The 17830-nt window shown below is 38.3% G+C and carries 18 protein-coding genes and 1 other RNA gene; 18 read left to right on the forward strand and 1 reads right to left on the reverse strand.

The genetic code is table 11. The features are described from left to right. The first annotated feature begins 12 nt into the window (after positions 1 to 12). The 15 genes from aspS to C9J29_RS09630 all read left to right on the forward strand — a co-directional run bounded on the left by aspS (position 13) and on the right by C9J29_RS09630 (position 13144). Positions 13 to 1782 carry an aspartate--tRNA ligase gene (gene aspS / locus C9J29_RS09560; protein WP_107922059.1) on the forward strand — a complete coding sequence of 590 codons (1770 nt, stop codon included), beginning with the start codon at positions 13 to 15 and terminating at the stop codon, positions 1780 to 1782. 139 nt (positions 1783 to 1921) lie between these two features. Further along, a non-coding RNA gene (gene ssrS, locus C9J29_RS09565) (6S RNA) lies at positions 1922 to 2121 on the forward strand. A 213-nt stretch (positions 2122 to 2334) separates the two neighbouring features. Then, positions 2335 to 3543, forward strand: a complete 1209-nt coding sequence (gene nagA, locus C9J29_RS09570; RefSeq protein ID WP_008181151.1) for an N-acetylglucosamine-6-phosphate deacetylase — start codon at positions 2335 to 2337, stop codon at positions 3541 to 3543. Positions 3544 to 3569: 26 nt separating this feature from the next. Further along, positions 3570 to 4292 carry a GntR family transcriptional regulator gene (locus tag C9J29_RS09575; RefSeq protein WP_025114380.1) on the forward strand — a complete coding sequence of 241 codons (723 nt, stop codon included), beginning with the start codon at positions 3570 to 3572 and terminating at the stop codon, positions 4290 to 4292. 4 nt (positions 4293 to 4296) lie between these two features. Next, entirely contained in the window at positions 4297 to 5022 is a 726-nt protein-coding gene (locus C9J29_RS09580; protein WP_008181147.1) for a sugar isomerase domain-containing protein, read from the forward strand. 17 nt (positions 5023 to 5039) lie between these two features. Further along, complete coding sequence (locus tag C9J29_RS09585; RefSeq protein WP_008181145.1) at positions 5040 to 5309, forward strand: HPr family phosphocarrier protein; 270 nt, start codon at positions 5040 to 5042, stop codon at positions 5307 to 5309. Between the two features lie 105 nt (positions 5310 to 5414). Beyond that, complete coding sequence (locus tag C9J29_RS09590; protein ID WP_089986671.1) at positions 5415 to 6590, forward strand: GNAT family N-acetyltransferase; 1176 nt, start codon at positions 5415 to 5417, stop codon at positions 6588 to 6590. Positions 6591 to 6818: 228 nt separating this feature from the next. Beyond that, on the forward strand, positions 6819 to 7130 hold the full coding sequence (locus C9J29_RS09595) for a PTS sugar transporter subunit IIB (protein WP_029986797.1): 312 nt from the start codon (positions 6819 to 6821) through the stop codon (positions 7128 to 7130). A 16-nt stretch (positions 7131 to 7146) separates the two neighbouring features. After that, entirely contained in the window at positions 7147 to 7467 is a 321-nt protein-coding gene (locus C9J29_RS09600; RefSeq protein WP_008181140.1) for a PTS lactose/cellobiose transporter subunit IIA, read from the forward strand. Positions 7468 to 7513: 46 nt separating this feature from the next. Next, the gene (locus tag C9J29_RS09605) at positions 7514 to 8842 is read left to right on the forward strand and encodes a PTS sugar transporter subunit IIC (protein ID WP_008181138.1); all 1329 of its coding nucleotides are present in this window, start codon (positions 7514 to 7516) and stop codon (positions 8840 to 8842) included. A 24-nt stretch (positions 8843 to 8866) separates the two neighbouring features. Continuing rightward, the gene (locus C9J29_RS09610; RefSeq protein ID WP_008181136.1) at positions 8867 to 9949 is read left to right on the forward strand and encodes a DUF871 domain-containing protein; all 1083 of its coding nucleotides are present in this window, start codon (positions 8867 to 8869) and stop codon (positions 9947 to 9949) included. 18 nt (positions 9950 to 9967) lie between these two features. Continuing rightward, positions 9968 to 10981: an N-acetylglucosamine kinase gene (locus tag C9J29_RS09615; RefSeq protein ID WP_237068795.1), complete on the forward strand. Its 1014-nt coding sequence runs from the start codon at positions 9968 to 9970 to the stop codon at positions 10979 to 10981. Between the two features lie 156 nt (positions 10982 to 11137). Further along, positions 11138 to 11902, forward strand: a complete 765-nt coding sequence (locus C9J29_RS09620; protein WP_008181132.1) for a tRNA threonylcarbamoyladenosine dehydratase — start codon at positions 11138 to 11140, stop codon at positions 11900 to 11902. Between the two features lie 124 nt (positions 11903 to 12026). Next, positions 12027 to 12413 carry a hypothetical protein gene (locus C9J29_RS09625; RefSeq protein ID WP_008181131.1) on the forward strand — a complete coding sequence of 129 codons (387 nt, stop codon included), beginning with the start codon at positions 12027 to 12029 and terminating at the stop codon, positions 12411 to 12413. 212 nt (positions 12414 to 12625) lie between these two features. Then, positions 12626 to 13144, forward strand: a complete 519-nt coding sequence (locus C9J29_RS09630) for a hypothetical protein (protein WP_090002912.1) — start codon at positions 12626 to 12628, stop codon at positions 13142 to 13144. Positions 13145 to 13353: 209 nt separating this feature from the next. Here C9J29_RS09630 and C9J29_RS09635 read toward each other — a convergent pair whose 3' ends face one another. Then, entirely contained in the window at positions 13354 to 14643 is a 1290-nt protein-coding gene (locus C9J29_RS09635) for a replication-associated recombination protein A (protein ID WP_043990780.1), read from the reverse strand. A 205-nt stretch (positions 14644 to 14848) separates the two neighbouring features. Between C9J29_RS09635 and cymR the strand changes: the two genes are divergently transcribed. The 3 genes from cymR (at position 14849) to mnmA (ending at position 17787) form a co-directional block, all read left to right on the forward strand. Further along, positions 14849 to 15268, forward strand: coding sequence for a cysteine metabolism transcriptional regulator CymR (cymR, locus tag C9J29_RS09640; RefSeq protein ID WP_008181126.1), 420 nt, complete (start codon positions 14849 to 14851; stop codon positions 15266 to 15268). Between the two features lie 170 nt (positions 15269 to 15438). Beyond that, entirely contained in the window at positions 15439 to 16587 is a 1149-nt protein-coding gene (locus tag C9J29_RS09645) for a cysteine desulfurase family protein (protein ID WP_089986669.1), read from the forward strand. A gap of 75 nt (positions 16588 to 16662) precedes the next feature. Further along, positions 16663 to 17787 carry a tRNA 2-thiouridine(34) synthase MnmA gene (mnmA, locus tag C9J29_RS09650; protein WP_089986668.1) on the forward strand — a complete coding sequence of 375 codons (1125 nt, stop codon included), beginning with the start codon at positions 16663 to 16665 and terminating at the stop codon, positions 17785 to 17787. Positions 17788 to 17830: the final 43 nt, after the last annotated feature.

Raw genomic sequence — 17830 nt, forward strand, 5'->3', positions numbered from 1 at the left:
AGGAATTTAACAATGGCTACAAGAACACATGCTAGTAACGAGCTTTCAGAAACGTTACAAGGCGAAAAAGTCGTATTAAAAGGATGGGTACAGCGTCGTCGTGACCTAGGTGGATTAATTTTCATTGATTTACGTGACCGTACAGGGATTACACAAGTAGTCTTTAGTCCAGACGTTGCAGAAGCGCATGCATTGGCGGATAAAGTGCGTAGTGAGTACGTAATTGAAATAGAAGGAACAGTTATTCTACGTACAGAGGACCAAATCAACCCGAATGTACCAAATGGTAAAATCGAGGTGGAGGCGACGAATTTAGTCGTCATTAATACAGCAAAAACTACACCATTCCAAATTGAAGATCGCACTGACGTATCAGAAGATCTACGTTTAAAATACCGTTATCTTGACCTACGTCGTCCAGTTATGTTCGATACGTTCAAAATGCGTTCGGACGTTACGCGTACAATCCGTAACTTCTTACAAAACGAAGGCTTTTTAGAGGTTGAAACTCCGATTTTAACAAAATCAACGCCAGAGGGTGCTCGTGACTATTTAGTACCATCACGTGTCCATGAAGGTGAATTTTATGCTTTACCTCAATCACCTCAGCTATTTAAACAATTATTAATGGTTGCTGGCTTTGAGAAGTATTTCCAAATTGCACGTTGCTTCCGTGATGAAGACTTACGTGCTGACCGTCAACCTGAGTTTACACAGGTGGACATTGAAACAAGCTTCTTAACACAAGAAGAAGTTTTAGAAATGAACGAGCGATTAATCCAAGCAGTCATGAAAGAAGTAAAAGGGATTGATATTCCTGCACCATTCCAACGTATGAAGTATCAGGAAGCAATGGATCGTTATGGTTCTGATAAACCAGATGTACGCTTTGGATTAGAATTAGTAGCTTTAAATGAAGTTTTTGAAGGCTGTGGTTTCAAAGTGTTCGCTGATACAGTGGCACAAGGAAAACAAGTTAAAAGTATCAATATTAAAGGTGCGGCTGACAAATACTCTCGTAAAGACATGGATGAACTAACTAAGTTCGTTGGTATTTACGGCGCTAAAGGACTTGCTTGGTTAAAGGTAACAGAGGAAGGCTTAAATGGCCCAATCGCAAAATTCTTCGATGAAGCGTTAGCGGCAGCATTAATAGAACGAATGGGTGCAGAAGTTGGCGATATTCTAGTATTCGTTGCGGATAAAGCATCTGTTGTAGCGGCTTCTTTAGGGGCACTTCGTTCGAAATTAGGTCAAGACTTAGAATTAATCGACGAATCACAATTTGCATTCCTATGGATTACAGACTGGCCATTATTTGAATACTCTGAGGAGGACGGTCGTTATTATGCAGCTCACCATCCATTTACACGTCCGTTTGACGAGGATATTCCGTTAATGGATACAGATCCAGGAGCTGTTCGTGCACAGGCATATGATATCGTATTAAACGGCTATGAGCTTGGTGGTGGTTCACTACGTATTTATGAACGTGACCTACAAGAAAAAATGTTTGAATTACTTGGTTTCTCCGAAGAAGAAGCTCAAGCCCAATTCGGTTTCTTATTAGAAGCATTTGAATATGGTGTGCCACCACATGCTGGACTTGCATTTGGTCTTGATCGCTTTGTGATGCTATTAGCAGGTCGTCACAATTTACGTGATACAATTGCATTCCCGAAAACAGCAAGTGCAAGCTGCTTAATGACAGAAGCACCAAGTGAAGTATCTACTGAGCAACTTAGCGAATTAAGCTTGGCAATTAAACCTTTTAGAAAATAATTTATAATGCAAAATACCTGGATTTCCTAGCAAAAATTGTTGGGAATCTAGGTATTTTTTGCGTTTTCTCAAGAAATTATAGATTATTAGATAAAATCGTTTGAATTATCAGAAAAGTGGTGCTATGATAACTGTAATACGAATCCTGATGTGTTTGTCTAACTGCTAATTCTACTTCACAGTTTTGACCGAACACTATCGAATCGGGAGCCTTCATTTTGTGGTCGCAAACATGCCCCTAGCGGAGCGGGACGTTTAAAGCTGCAAAGCAGGCACCCCCCTGCAAATTGCGGGTTCAAAACGAATGTTTCTTGGCATTACGGCACAATTGGGATTCGTCCTATACATAGGAGTGAAAAGGAGCTTATAAAAAAAGCTCCTTTTTTATGTGCAAATGAATATATACCAACCCCTCACGTGTTTTAGCTTTTTTATTCAGAACTATTTCAAAGGACAAAATAATGTATGAAAAATTTAGAAAATAGAAAAAATAGCTTTTTATTTTTGGTAAATGAGCATATAATTGGTATAGACAACTATACCTTATAAGAAATGGTGAAAATTCCTCAAAGCTTTAAAAATTTAGCTGGAGGTGAAATTTTGAAGGATACGCTATTAATCTCCCATGTCACAATGATTAATCCTGAGGGGAAACCATTTGAGGGTGATCTCTTTATTCAGGACGGAGAAATTGCTCAAATAGGCCGTAACTTAAATATCGAGGCAGCTCACTATATAGAAGGTACAGATCAGGATTGGTTTTTGCTTCCAGGTTATATTGATATGCATATTCATGGATCAGCAGGCCATGATACGATGGATGCTACTCAACAGTCTTTACATGCGATGGCTCGCTCTTTAGTGCAAGAAGGTGTTACAAGTTTTCTTGCTACGACAATGACACAATCCGTCAGTAAAATTGAAAGCGCTTTATTGAATATAGCGGAATTCCAATGTCATGAAGGAGAAGCCAATGTATTGGGTATACATGTGGAAGGTCCATTTGTTTCGAAAATTCGCGCTGGTGCCCAGCCAGTAGCTTACATGATTAGCCCTACGATAGAGCAATTTGCCCATTGGCAAAATATTAGTAACCATCAAATAAGACAAATCACGATAGCACCAGAAATAGAGGGTGGCTTTACATTTCTTGAAGCACTAAGAGACTTTCAGGTCATTCCATCTATTGGTCACTCTGACGCTTCAATAGATGAAGTCCATAAAGCAGTAGCTTTAGGAGTAAATCAGGCCACTCATTTATATAATCAAATGCGGCCTTTTCATCATCGTGACCCTGGTGTTGTCGGTGGGGCTTTACTAGATGAAAAGATTAAAGTTGAACTCATTGTCGATTTTGTGCATAGTCATCCTCAATCAGTCATGTTGGCTTATCGTTTGAAAGGTGCAAAGGGCATTATTCTTATTACGGATGCGATGCGCGCGAAAGGATTACAGTATGGCGAATATGATTTAGGCGGGCAAACAGTGTCTGTGAGTGAAAAAGGTGCTCATTTAGCAAATGGTGCATTAGCTGGCAGTATTTTAACGATGGAACAGGCAGTAAAAAATATGAAGGCTGTTACAAATTGTTCACTTCAAGAAATAGTCGCCATGTCCTCTACAAATGCTGCGGAGCAGTTAAGGTTGTCCAAGAAGGGGCGAATCAAAGAAGGTTTTGATGCAGATTTTGTATTGCTTGATCAAAAATTAAATGTGCAAAAAACTATTTGTCGAGGTAAAGTTGTATTTGAGAAATCATAAATGAGGCGATAAGGAAGGTGCAAGAATTGTTAGAGAAAAATTCTCATATACCTATCTATATACAAATAGAAGAGATTATTAAACAACGAATTTATTTAGAAGAATACAAAATTGGAGAAACAATACCTTCAGAACGAGAGCTTTCTGCACAGTTTGATGTTAGTAGAATGACTGTTCGTCAATCCATTACCAATCTAGTGAATAGCGGTTTGCTATATCGTGAAAAAGGAAGAGGTACTTATGTTGCCAATCCAAAATTAGAGCAACCGTTAAAAGGCTTAACAAGTTTTACTGAGGATATGCGAGCAAGAGGAATGGAACCGAGTAGTAAAGTATTACGTTTTGAAAAAATTATACCGCCAGTGGATATTGCAAGGGATTTAATGATGGAGCCCGGAGAAGAAGTGTTTTTTGTCGTGCGAATAAGAAATGCTGATTCCAAGCCAATGGCGATTGAAAAAACGTATATACCTGTGAAAGTATATCCAGAGTTGGATGAGAAGCAAATAATGGGCTCGTTATATGCATTAATCGAAGCAAAATTCCATCAGAAAATTGGTAATGCCGTCCAACAAATGGAAGCAGCGATTGTGTCGAAAGAGGATGGAAAGTTTTTGCAAATTAATCAAACAGCGCCTGTTTTAATTATTAAACGTACGAGTTATCTATCTGACGGTCGGCCATTTGAGCTTGTACGTAGTACGTATCGTGCGGATCGTTACAAATTTATAAGTGAAATAAAAAGGTGATTATATGGATGCATATTTTTCTGAAATTGAAAAGCTGATCCAGGTTGTGAAGGAGCAGGAGTCTGCTTGTATAAAGGAAGCGGCACAAATTATTGTGCAACGCCTTCAAAAAGGTGGGATTATCCAATTATTCGGTTGTGGTCATTCACAGCTATTAGCACAGGAGGCATTTTATCGTGCGGGTGGTTTAGTACCTGTACGTCCGATTTTTATTGAACCTCTAGCATTACATGCAGGAGCTATAGCCTCTTCTATTAACGAAAAGGACCCAGCAATTATTGAACAACATAAAGAGCAATTTGACTTTCGTGAAAATGATATTTGTATTGTGATTTCAACTTCTGGTAGAAATGCAGCACCGATTGATGCAGCTTTATTAGCCAAACATGCAAACGTATTTGTCCTATCTCTCCAATCACTTGATTATAGGGAGCAGGCAACACGTCATCATTGTGGACTACGACTGGAAGAAGTGGTAGATCTAGTTATTAACACTCATATACCTATTGGTGATGGAGTTCTACATGCACATGCTCAAAACATGCAATATGCACCTGCATCGACAGTGATCGGTTCGCTGCTATTGAATGCTTTATTCAGCGAAGTTATTGAGGAAATTGCCAAGACTTCAACCGAGCTGCCCATTTTTGTTAGCAATAATGTAGACTCCGATTGGTCACATAATGAGATAATGATTGCCAATTATCAAGATCGAATAGATTTTACATGAAAATGGAGGCATTATGAATGAAGAAAATATATAAAATTACTACACCCGAAGGAATACATGCAAGACCCGCTGCATTACTAGTCACTGCGGTTACACCATTCGAAAGTGATATTACCTTAACTTTTCAAGAGAAGGCCGTAAATTTAAAGTCTATTATGGGTGTTATGTCATTAGGGGTTAAACCAGGAAGTGTAGTGGAAATATCAGCGGATGGACCAGATGTTGAAAAAGTATTTCAAACTATAACAGATATTATGGTATCCAAGGAAATAGGGGAAATGCTTTAAGGATTCTAGCAGTGGTTGATTTACAAACCACTGCAGTTGAATCTCCTTTAACAGATTTTTAGCTATTTAATTATAAGAATATTCAGTTCTAAAAGGGGTGGTTATATGGACATTCGTATCGTCTCACCGAACGATTATGGGCAGATCCATCAATTACGAGATTATTGTTTTCCAAATAAATACACTGGGCCACGTAGAGAGGATTTTCACTATTGGATTGAGCATAGTGCAACACTAGGTGCCTATGATGCCAAAAAGGTAGTGGGGCAGCTATTAATTCTACCACTCAATATGACCGTGCATGGTATTAGCTACAAGATGGGAGGCATAGGGTTTGTCGCTACCTATCCTGAGTATCGTCAGCAGGGAATTATAAAAAAATTGATGACAGAAGCTCTACAAAATATGCGTGAAAATGGGCAAATCATTTCTGTGTTAGCACCATTTTCTGTGTCCTTCTATCGTCATTTCGGATGGGAGTTGTTCTTTGAGAAATTATATTACACAATACCACAATCGATGTTCCCTTCATTTGGGAAGCAATTAGATGTCGTCAAACGTATGAGCTTTGAATGGCCAGACTCCGAGCTTTTCGAAAAGATCAAGGAATTTCATCAGGCAATGGCTATTGCTCAAAATGGTGGTATGATTCGTGATGATGCATGGTGGAAAAGAATTGAAAGAAGGAACCCTGATAGTCATTTTGCTGCCTATTTTAACGAGGGTCATTTAGAGGGATATATCCGTTATACGATTCAGCAGGGTACGTTTGACATTCAAGATTTTATCGTAGCAAATTATTCAGCAGAACAAGCTATGTGGCGTTACATGACATCTCATGCAGCGAGTGTCAGTAGTATGAAAGGGGTTACTTCCAATCATAGGCCATTTGGCTTTTATTTCGAAGAGCCACAATTTAAAAAGGAAGTTAAACAGGATGTGATGGTCAGAGTAGTAGATGCTCATGCATTTATGAAGCAATATCCATGGAAGGATATTCAAGAAACATTGTATGTCTGTATTGAAGATAAGTATTGTCCTTGGAATGAACAGATCTATCAAATAAATAAAAGTGGCCATGTCTCAATAATTGAGACAAATTCGATCAGTGACATGCATATGTTAACATTACCTATTAATCTTTTTTCTGCAATGATGGTTGGCTATCTGTCAGTAAAAGATGCTGTTATATATGCCAATCAACCTATAGAAGAGAAGATTATCCAGCAATGGCAGTGGGCATTACCTACTGAAAAACCAGCGTTTTATGAGTATTTTTAAGGAATGAATAGTCAGGAAAATTAAAATTTTTTTGAATTCTTTTGTGGACTATACCAGTTAAGTAGAATCGTTTATTTTTCTATAAAAGTGCAATAGCCCAATTTTGTAAACACTTTCATAAGGAGAAAATTACTGTAAAAAATATATTGTGGTATATACCAATAGGTGCTATTCTCAGATTAAGTAAGCGATTACACTGTTGGAAAATGAAAAAAAGGAGTGTTTGAAATGAAAAATATTATGTTAGTGTGTGTAGCTGGTATGAGTACTAGTTTATTAGTATCCAAGATGCAAAAAGCTGCACAGGAGCAAAATATTGAGGCAGATATTTATGCAATTGCAGAAGGCGAGGTTGAAAAAGTACTAGCGACTAAAAAAGCTGATGTGCTGTTATTAGGTCCTCAAGTACGCTATTTAAAGGGCTCATTTGAAACAAAATTCAAGGACATGGATTTCCCAATCGATGTTATTAATATGGCAGATTACGGCATGATGAATGGCGAAAAAGTCTTACAGCAAGCATTACAATTAATAGGTTAAAGGAGGCTCAAGGGGGATGGAAGAAACTGCATTAATGGAATCCATTATGGGGCTTATCGTTCATAGTGGACATACAAAAAGTGAATGCATGGAAGCTCTACAATTGGCAAAAAAGGGACAGATAGACGCAGCAAAGGAAAAAATTAAATTAGCGAATGAGGCATTAATCGAAGCACACCATTCTCAAACAGGTTTATTATCGCAGGAAGCAAGGGGAGAAAAAGTCGAAGTATCGATGTTATTAATTCATGCGCAAGATCATTTAATGAACGCTATTACATTTCGTGATCTAGCGCAGGAAATGATCGAATTATATGAACGAATCAAAGGGGAGTAACATCAAATTTTGATGTCACAATAAAAAGCAAAGGGAGTGTATGAGAATGTTCCGTTTTTTAGAAGAAAAATTTGTACCGGTTGCTGCTAAGGTTGGGAATCAGCGTCATTTAGTTGCCATTCGTGATGGATTTATTACGATCATGCCTTTGACGATTGTAGGATCACTGGCTGTACTTATTAATAATTTGCCTATCAAATTTTATCAAAATGCACTCGATGCCATTTGGAAACATGAGACATGGACACAGTTTGGAGGCAATGTCTGGGGCGCAACATTTGGAATCATCTCACTATTATTAGCGTTTTCCGTTGCCTACCATTTGACAAAAAGTTATGACAAGGATGCATTATCCGGAGGGGTTATCGGACTTGCCGGTTATATGACATTTGGTACGTTTGGGGAAGGTGGTTTAACGGGATTAACGACAGGTACGGGAGGAATATTTGTTGCCCTCATAACGGCCTTAATTTCCGCGGAGCTGTTCTCACGATTATCTGGCAACTCTAAACTATTGATTAAAATGCCTGCAGGTGTACCATCGGCTGTATCCAAATCTTTTGCTGCTTTACTGCCTGCAATTATTACGATTGGATTATTTGCATTAGTTCGGACGATCATTTCGGCTGGCTTTGATGTACCAGATATTATTGGATCGTTTTATTCATCAATTCAAGAGCCATTTATGGGCTTAACAAATACATGGGTAGCTGGTCTTATTTTAGCTTTCATTCCTACGTTTTTATGGTCATTTGGTATACATGGCGCAAATATTATCGAGCCATTTATGCAATCCATTAATCTTCAAGCAATCGATGCGAATGTTGCAGCTATTTCTGCTGGCAAAGTAGCACCGTATATTATTAATAAACCGTTCTTTGATGCATTTATTAATATGGGTGGTTCAGGTACAACGATTGCCTTAATTATTGCCATCTTCATTATTGCTCGTAAAAACAAACAGTACAATACAGTAGGTAAGCTATCAGCTGCTCCTGGATTATTTAATATTAACGAGCCATTATTATTTGGTTTACCAATTGTATTAAATCCAGTTTTATTTGTACCATTTATTTTAACACCAATGGTCAATGTGACGATTGCATTCTTTGCAACAAAATGGGGGTTTGTGCCTGCAGCAACAATTGCGGTCCCATGGACGACACCACCGATTATTAATGGTTTCTTAGTAACACAATCTTGGCGTGGAGCAGTATTGAGTATCGTATTAATCTTAGTAGCTATATGCATTTACCTGCCATTCCTGTCTATGGCAAATCGCATGGCGAAGCAAAACGAGCAAAAAGCTGCTTTAGCGGCACAGAATGAACAATCAACTGTAGCCCAATCAGAAGGTCAAAAGGTAGAAGTATAAGCGTTTACTAACGGAGGGTTTGAAGTGAAGAGATTAGGTATTTCGCTGTATCCACAGCATAGTACATTAGACGAAATGAAGCGCTATGTTCAGCTAGCTCATGACAACGGTTTTGATCGTATTTTTACATGTTTGATGTCATTAAAGCAGGAAGAAGAACGGCAGAAATTACAGCAAATTAATCAATTCGCACAGCAGTTAGGGTTTGACATCTCTGCCGATATTGCGCCAGCCGTTTTTCAAGAGCTAAATTTAACCTATAGAGATATAGGGTATTTGAAAGAGCATTATCATTTGGCAGCATTACGTTTAGACATGGGTTTCTCAGGTCAGGAAGAAGCATTCATGTCACTTGATGAAAGTAATCTAAAAATTGAATTAAATATAAGCAATGGTACGAAATATGTAGACAACATTTTATCCTACCGTCCAAATAAAGAAAATATTATCGGCTGTCATAATTTTTATCCAAGACAATTTACAGGCTTATCTCGTCAGCATTTTTTACAAACCTCTCGACAGTTTAAAGCAAACAATATTCGAACGGCTGCAATGATTTCCTCACAGTATGGAAAGTTTGGACCATGGGAAGTAACGGAACAAGGTTTACCAACATTGGAGGAGCACCGTCACCTTTCTATTACGGTGCAAGCAAAAGATTTATGGCACACGGGGTTAATCGATGATTGCATCATTGGTAATATGTATGCATCGGAGGAAGAAATACGAGCTTTAGGACAATTAAATCGCCATAAGCTTGAATTAAAACTTGTTCAGTCAGCTGACACGAGTATTTTAGAGGAAACAATCCTTTATAAGGAACCACATTTTAATCGAGGGGATGTATCTGAATATGTGATTCGGAGTACACAATCTCGCGTGAAATATAAAAATGGGGACTTTCCTGTACATGATACACGACCATTAAAGGTGGGCGATGTCACGATCGATAATAATTTGGATGTTCGTTATAAAGGAGAGCTACAAATTGTACGAAAGGAAATCCCGAATGCTGGGTCAAGTAATGTTGTTGCAAGTGTTGTGGAAGAAGAACAGTTTTTACTAGCACACATTCAACCGTGGTCGTCATTTGGGTTTACGAAATGAAAATAAGAGAGGAAGGGATTGAGTCATCAATCTCTTTTTCTTTATGAGAAAGGATATGGTGTTATGTATGTTTTAGCCATTGATGGTGGTGGCACAAAAACGGCGGCGGTTATTTGTGATGAAAAAGGTCAATGTTTTGCCCAAATCGAAACGACTCGCAGTAACCCTACAGCTATGGATCAACCATATTTCGAAGCAACTATCCATTCAATCATGCAAAGCTTGCAGCAACAAAACCATCAAATAGTGGCAGAGATTACTAGCTGCTTTGCGGGTATGGCGGGTGTCAAGGAGCTTCAAGCCGAGAGCATTGTGGAATCTATATTGCGGCAATATGTATGTAGCTCCGCGTCCATTACAGTCGATAATGATGCGTTGATCGCTCTTTATGCGGGTACACTTGGAAAGGCAGGAATTGTGCAAATCGCGGGGACAGGCGCTATAACGATGGGATATGATAAGCAGCAGCATTTTCATCGAGTAGGTGGCTGGGGGTATCTTTTTGATGATGAAGGAAGCGGCTATGATTTAGGCGTTCAGCTACTAAAGGCTGTGCTACAAAGCTATGATGGCAGAGCACCAAGTACTATATTGACAGAAGCTGTGCTGAAACATTTCTCTGTAGAACATGTGCCACAATTAATCGCCTCTGTTTATGGAGAAGAGCATCCACGCACAATTATCGCGCCATTGAGTGCCTATATTGTTGCAGCGGCTGAGGATGGTGATCTAGTAGCTAAGAGAATCATTGAAGAAGCCTGTAAAAACTATTTTAAGGCCATTAAAGCATGTTATTTACGAATGGTGTGGGGGCAGGAAAAAGTGCCTGTCGTCCTATGTGGGGGCGTGTTTACGAATGAAAATTATTTTGTTCCAAGGCTTCAAGCGATGGCAAGGGAGGAAACATTACCGTTCCGTTTTAAGACCCCTGTATTACCCCCAATAGGAGGAGCTGTTATTGCGGCACTTCAACAAATGAACGTCCAATTTAGTAGTTCTTTTGTAGAGACCTTTCAAAAAAATTATGTATAATGAAGCATAGAGCAATTGAATCGATTCAATTGCTCTATTTTTTTCTTTATAATTTTCACTTGATGAATAACATGATAAAATGTAATATAGGTTTTGATTTTATCTTAGTATTTAACTAGGTTTACTAATAAAATTTCATAGATGGAGAGTGTCAGGATGTTACATCAATTTTCACGTAACGAGCTCGCTATAGGAACAGAGGGTCTCGAAAAATTAAAAAATACAACGGTTGCTATTCTTGGTGTAGGTGGCGTCGGTTCATTTGCTGCTGAAGCATGTGCACGAAGTGGTATCGGCCGAATTATATTAGTCGATAAGGATAATGTAGATATTACTAATGTGAACAGACAATTAGTGGCGTATCTATCTACAGTTGGACAATCTAAATCAGCTATTATGAAAGAGCGCATTGCAGATATTAATCCTGACTGTGAAGTCATTGATATGCATATGTTTTATACGGAAGAAACGTATGAAGAATTTTTTGCACAAGGCATTGATTATGTAATCGATGCAAGTGATACAGTCATGTATAAAATTCATATTATGAAGGAATGCTTAAAGCGTAATATTCCTATTATTGCTAGTATGGGTGCAGCGAATAAGATGGACCCTACTCGCTTCCAAATAGCAGATATTTCTAAAACACATACAGATCCACTAGCAAAAATTATTCGTACAAAGTTACGTAAAGAAGGCATTCATAAAGGTGTGACGGTTGTGTTTTCAGATGAAAGTCCGATTGTTGTACGTCCAGATGTTGTTGAACATGTAGGGAAGCCGGATGCTGCAATTCGTAAAGCGAAGATGCCGCCTTCTTCCAATGCCTTTGTGCCATCAGTAGCTGGATTAATTGCAGCAAGCTGGGTTGTTAATACGATTTTAAAAGATGTGAAAATCACACGCGTACAAGGTTATTAGTCTATAGGATTTCACAAAACAGCATAATGAATCAAATTCATAGAAGTAGCCGCCTTTATTGTTTGTAGGGGGGCTACTTTTTCTATGTTACAATAAGACCGTTATAAAAAGGAGGCGTATACAGATGGATAAAATTTATCAAATGGAGTATAGAGGTTTAAACCTTTTCGATGAAATAAGCACTGTCGAGTTAGCTATAGATGAAGAAAAGCAAACGATACATATTTATGATATTGGACAGGTTGTAAGCCCCATTTTTAATTTTGATGTATCTGCCTATGAATTGTCAGATGGCTTTTATAAAATGGCCGATATTTTGCGGCATAAGAACATATTAACGAATCAACAAGCTGATAGCGACCTAACATTAAGTGAATGGTTAATAAAAAACAATGCTTATTTTTATATCCCTAATAAGCGTATTAAAAAATATGTCCAGGGAAGCATTGTGGAAATTGTTGATCGAACTATGGAACAAGCGTTATTTGACGATTATGTACAAAGGGTATAATTTTACCAAAATAGTTCTTCTTATGTGCATAAAATGCTATTAATTCACGAAATTGTCTTATTTTTTTCATGTCTCCACTACTCTAATTGGTTTATTGCTATAATTTGAATAATTCCAATAGATAATCGATCAGTTTGTTTGGGATGCTTTGAGCTAATCAAAAATAGCCATTAAGTGCGGAATCAACAAATGACAAATGGGAGAGTGGGAAAATGGAAATTCAAATTATTCGAGATCATTTAGATATTGTCAAGCTTCAAGAGAAAATGAATGCCATTGTATTTGATTACTTAGACACATCTGATAATTATCCGAAAGCGATGCGAGAATTAAATCCTTTATATATACAAGTAACAACTTTTTATAAGGAATATATCGATCATCGGGCAGGGGAGATTCCTAGTGCAAATACGTATTGGCATTTGTTTATCGACTGTAGTGCCAAGTTATGTTATTTTTTAGCGGCTTCAACGTTCTATTCATCTAATGCTTTACAAAAGACGCCAGACAAAATCGAGAAGTTATTACATATTGCTGCTACTTCTTTACCTAGTATCGATCAAGAGGAAAATGAGCAATTATTAACAGATATTTTTGCCCTCATGTCTGAAGTCGTAGAGGATAAAGAAAAAGTGACTACGTTGCGCAATGAAGTGCTTGTACAAAAGGGTGATGTGAAGCAATGTCTTCAACAGTTTAAATTATTTGTTGATCATGAAATGAAAGTCTAGACAGTGGAAGACACTCTATTGTCTGAAAATAGACTATACAATAGGAATCTACGTGAACTTTTGTAATTATTTCTAGTTTTTCAACCGTGGTAAGTGTTGGAAAGTGGATGTATTTGCCCATTAAAGTTTCGTGGGTTCTTTTTTATGGTATCGCTAAAAAAAGCAAAGTCTCTTCTAATGGTAGAAGTAATGACTTTGCTCTAGGAAAACTACTTTATATTTTGATGAAAAGATTTAAGTTTTTCATAGATACTAGCCATACGTTTTTCCTCACCAGCAATAACGGGTTTATAAAACTCGGTTCCTACCAGCTCATCAGGTAAGTATTGCTGATCTACCCAGCCGCCAAATGTCCCGATTGGTGTGTTATGAGGATATTGATATCCAACATGACCTAAATCTGTTGCCCCAGCGTAGTGAGCATCACGCAAATGATGAGGTATATCACCCGTTTTACCATCATGAATCGCCTTTATCGCGTCATCGATTGCCAGGATAGCTGAATTAGATTTTGATGCTAAACACATTTCAATAACTGCACTTGCAAGTGGGATGCGTGCCTCTGGTAATCCAAGACGTTCTGCTGCCTGTATCGCGGCGAGCATATGAGAACCCACCTCAGGGTTGGCAAGGCCAATATCTTCATACGCCATGACAAGTAAACGTCTGCTGACAGCCACTAAATCACCCGTTTCTAATAAATGTGCTAAATAATATAGCGCGGCATTCGTATCACTGCCACGGACAGACTTCTGCAAGGCAGAAAGTAAATTATAAAAATGTGAGCCCTTTTTATCACCATAAACACCAATTCGACTAATTAAGTGATCAATAATATGGTCAGCTGCAATCGTTTGCCCCTCTACTTCATCACTTGCGTAGTAAATGGATTCAAGTAACGTTAATGCCTTTCGGGCATCTCCGTTAGCTGCCTCTGCAATATGCTCAATTTGTGAAGGTGTTAAGACAAAATGATATTTACCTAAACCTCGTTTTTCATCTGCAAGTGCTTTTTCTACAAGCTCCATTAGATTTTCCTTCGTTAATCGTTTAAGTTGATAAATCTCACCACAGCGAGAGCGAATCGCTGGATTGACATCGTGGTAAGGATTTTCAGTTGTTGCACCGATTAAGACAATCGAGCCATTTTCCACATGTGGTAGCAAAGTGTCTTGCTGTAATTTATTGAAGCGATGAATTTCATCTAAAAAAAGTAGAACTTTTCCTGAGATTCTAGCTTCTTGGACAATATCTTCCACATCTTTTTTGCCAGCTCGTGTCGCGTTGAGTGCAAAGAAAGGGAGCTGAGAGCTTCCTGCAATTGCATTTGCAATAGAGGTTTTGCCGATGCCGGGTTCTCCGTAGAGCAACATGGAAGGGACATGTTCATTTTGAATCATTTTATATAGAGCTGTGTTTGGACCAATAAAATCTTGATGACCTACAATTTCATCAAGTGTTAAAGGACGCATTCGAAAAGCAAGTGGTTCATTGTGCAAAATAAATCCCCCTTTCAGTCGTTGTCATTTTTTATTTATCCATTTTTTTGCACTAAAATTCAGCGCTACTAGTGGATCGTTGAACAATGTTGAATCGCATTATTTAGTATATCATATCCTTCTAGGTGTATTTCCGAGTTCATCAAGAGGAGATTATGATATACTGTTGGTAGTAATTTTGACTAGACTAATTGAGGGTGATAAAATGAAAATTTCAACAAAGGGCCGTTACGGGCTTACGATTATGATTGAATTAGCAAAGCATTACGGAGAGGGTCCTATCCCTTTACGTAAAATTGCTGCCGAAAAGGAGCTTTCAGAGGCGTATTTAGAGCAATTAGTGTCACCGCTTCGTAATTCAGGCTTAGTAAAAAGTGTACGTGGCGCTTATGGTGGTTATATGCTAGCAAATCCACCGAGCGAAATTTCTGCAGCCCATGTTATTAGTGTACTAGAAGGGCCAATTCAGCCAGTAGAGGGTATTGAAAACGAGGAAGCACCACAACGTGAGTTATGGTTGCGCATTCGTGACGCAGTAAAAAATGTGTTAGATACAACAACAATTGAAGATTTAGCACAATACACAGAAGAAAATGTAGCGGAAGGCTATATGTTCTATATTTAAAATGTTTAAGCTAAAGCGCTGCTCCCCATACGTATCATAGTTGAGTTGAAAAATAAACGGTGAAATCAAACACTTAGCTGTTTGTATTGAATTTCATGCTGAATGTTTTTCATAAAATTATGATAAATAATGTGGGTTCCAGCGTTTTTTATTAAAAAGGAGTTTTCAACATGAATTCATATATCTATCTCGATCATGCTGCCACATCACCGATGAATGGCCAAGTTATAGAAGCGATGACGTCTGCTATGCAACACGTATTTGGCAACGCATCCAGTATCCATGGGGCAGGTCGAGAGGCGCGCAAATATCTTGATGATGCTCGCGACATTTTAGCCAAGTCTATTGGTGCTCATGCGGGAGAAATAATCTTTACAAGTGGTGGTACTGAAGCTGATAATACGGCCATTCTGGGGACTGTCTATGCACGAGCTAAAGAGGGAAAGCACATCATTACAACACAAGTAGAGCATCATGCGGTGTTACATACATGTGAGAAACTTGAACGAGATGGCTTTGATGTGACTTATTTACCCGTGGATAAGGCAGGGCGTGTAGCTGTAGAGGATGTCCAAAAAGCACTTCGTGATGATACGATTTTAGTGACAATTATGTATGGGAACAATGAAGTGGGTACTATTCAGCCTATTGCAGAAATTGGTGAGCTATTACAAGGACATCAAGCTACCTTCCATACAGATGCCGTTCAAGCATATGGTTTAGAACAAATTGATGTGGCTCAATTAAAAGTAGATTTATTGAGTGTGTCCGCTCATAAAATTAATGGGCCTAAAGGAGTTGGGTTCCTTTTCCAAAAGGCTGGAACACCTTTAGCTACTTATGCATTAGGCGGTGCACAAGAAAAAAAACGTCGTGCAGGAACTGAAAATATACCAGCAATTATTGGCTTTGCGACGGCTATACAAGTTGCAAATAAGTTGCGTGAAGAAAAGCGTTCACTATACAATCACTTTAAGCAAATTATGCTGGATGTATTTTCACAGGAAAAATTAGCGTTCCATGTTAATGGTGATGAAGAGCAGTCATTGCCACATGTTTTAAATATTAGCTTTGAGGGCATGGAAGTAGAATCATTTTTAGTGAATCTTGATATGGCAGGAATCTGTGTATCTAGTGGTTCTGCATGTACCGCTGGGTCGATTGATCCATCACATGTGTTAGTAGCGATGTTTGGGCAAGGTACAGAGGAATTACGAAACTCGATCCGATTTAGCTTTGGTCAGGATTTAACGGAAAAAGATATACGTGACGCAGCTGAAAAAACAGCACAAATCGTGAAAAAACTAGCTAAAAGATAATTTGTGAAGAACATGTTAGGTTTCTACAATTTATGAAGCATTAACTGTAAATAGATAAAAGAAAAGGTGACCACAATGAAAGAAACACGTGACCCCTCTCAAATTCGCGTTGTTGTCGGCATGTCTGGTGGGGTAGATTCGTCGGTGGCTGCGTATTTGTTAAAACAACAAGGGTATGAAGTAATCGGGATCTTTATGAAAAACTGGGATGATACTGACGAAAATGGTGTTTGTACAGCAACAGAAGATTATGATGATGTCATAAAAGTATGTAATCAAATCGGCATCCCCTATTATGCTGTGAATTTTGAGAAGCAATACTGGGATAAAGTTTTCACATACTTTTTAGAAGAATATAAAGCAGGACGTACACCAAATCCTGATGTAATGTGCAACAAAGAGATTAAATTTAAAGCGTTTTTAGAGCATGCGATGAGCCTTGGCGCTGATTATTTAGCAACAGGTCATTATGCACGTATCGATCGTAGCGGTGATGGAGAAGTGCAAATGTTACGCGGTGTGGATAATAACAAAGACCAAACATACTTTTTAAATCAACTATCACAGGAGCAATTGGCTCATGTGATGTTCCCGATTGGCGATATTGAGAAAAAAGAAGTACGTAAAATTGCTGAAGAAGCAGGATTGGCAACAGCGAAGAAAAAAGATTCTACAGGGATTTGTTTCATTGGGGAACGTAATTTCAAAGAATTTTTAAGTCAATTTTTACCAGCTCAACCAGGCAATATGGAAACAATGGATGGCGTTGTCATGGGAAAACATGACGGTTTAATGTATTATACACTTGGGCAACGACATGGTCTTGGTATTGGTGGAGATGGTGAGCCGTGGTTTGTGTTAGGGAAAGACTTAGAGCGTAATGTTCTACTTGTTGGACAAGGTTTTGACAATGAGCATTTATATTCTACTTCATTATCTGCTGTAAAAATGAACTATACTTCGACAAAAAAATTGCCTGGGAAATTTTCTTGTACGGCGAAATTCCGTTATCGTCAAACGGATACACCAGTAGAAGTTGAAATATTAGCAGATGGACGTACTCATATTACATTTGCAGAGCCTGTCCGTGCTATCACTCCAGGACAAGCAGTTGTTCTCTATGATGGAGAAGAATGTATTGGTGGCGGAACGATTGATGAAGTCTTTAAAAGTAATGAAAAACTAACATATGTTGGATAACTTGCGCTAAGACTGCTTTTATTGCCGTATGGCTTCATGGAAG

Source organism: Lysinibacillus fusiformis (assembly GCF_003049525.1).
GTDB classification, from domain to species: Bacteria; Bacillota; Bacilli; order Bacillales_A; family Planococcaceae; genus Lysinibacillus; species Lysinibacillus fusiformis.

Excerpts from the sequence above, each read along its gene's own strand:
- C9J29_RS09600 (WP_008181140.1), top strand. The coding sequence starts at position 7,147 with ATGGAAGAAACTGCATTAATGGAATCCATTATGGGGCTTATCGTTCAT.
- C9J29_RS09580 (WP_008181147.1), top strand. The coding sequence starts at position 4,297 with ATGGATGCATATTTTTCTGAAATTGAAAAGCTGATCCAGGTTGTGAAG.
- C9J29_RS09595 (WP_029986797.1), top strand. The coding sequence starts at position 6,819 with ATGAAAAATATTATGTTAGTGTGTGTAGCTGGTATGAGTACTAGTTTA.
- mnmA (WP_089986668.1), top strand. The coding sequence starts at position 16,663 with ATGAAAGAAACACGTGACCCCTCTCAAATTCGCGTTGTTGTCGGCATG.
- C9J29_RS09625 (WP_008181131.1), top strand. The coding sequence starts at position 12,027 with ATGGATAAAATTTATCAAATGGAGTATAGAGGTTTAAACCTTTTCGAT.
- C9J29_RS09590 (WP_089986671.1), top strand. The coding sequence starts at position 5,415 with ATGGACATTCGTATCGTCTCACCGAACGATTATGGGCAGATCCATCAA.
- C9J29_RS09630 (WP_090002912.1), top strand. The coding sequence starts at position 12,626 with ATGGAAATTCAAATTATTCGAGATCATTTAGATATTGTCAAGCTTCAA.
- C9J29_RS09605 (WP_008181138.1), top strand. The coding sequence starts at position 7,514 with ATGTTCCGTTTTTTAGAAGAAAAATTTGTACCGGTTGCTGCTAAGGTT.
- C9J29_RS09645 (WP_089986669.1), top strand. The coding sequence starts at position 15,439 with ATGAATTCATATATCTATCTCGATCATGCTGCCACATCACCGATGAAT.
- C9J29_RS09620 (WP_008181132.1), top strand. The coding sequence starts at position 11,138 with ATGTTACATCAATTTTCACGTAACGAGCTCGCTATAGGAACAGAGGGT.
- cymR (WP_008181126.1), top strand. The coding sequence starts at position 14,849 with ATGAAAATTTCAACAAAGGGCCGTTACGGGCTTACGATTATGATTGAA.
- aspS (WP_107922059.1), top strand. The coding sequence starts at position 13 with ATGGCTACAAGAACACATGCTAGTAACGAGCTTTCAGAAACGTTACAA.
- nagA (WP_008181151.1), top strand. The coding sequence starts at position 2,335 with ATGGTGAAAATTCCTCAAAGCTTTAAAAATTTAGCTGGAGGTGAAATT.
- C9J29_RS09585 (WP_008181145.1), top strand. The coding sequence starts at position 5,040 with ATGAAGAAAATATATAAAATTACTACACCCGAAGGAATACATGCAAGA.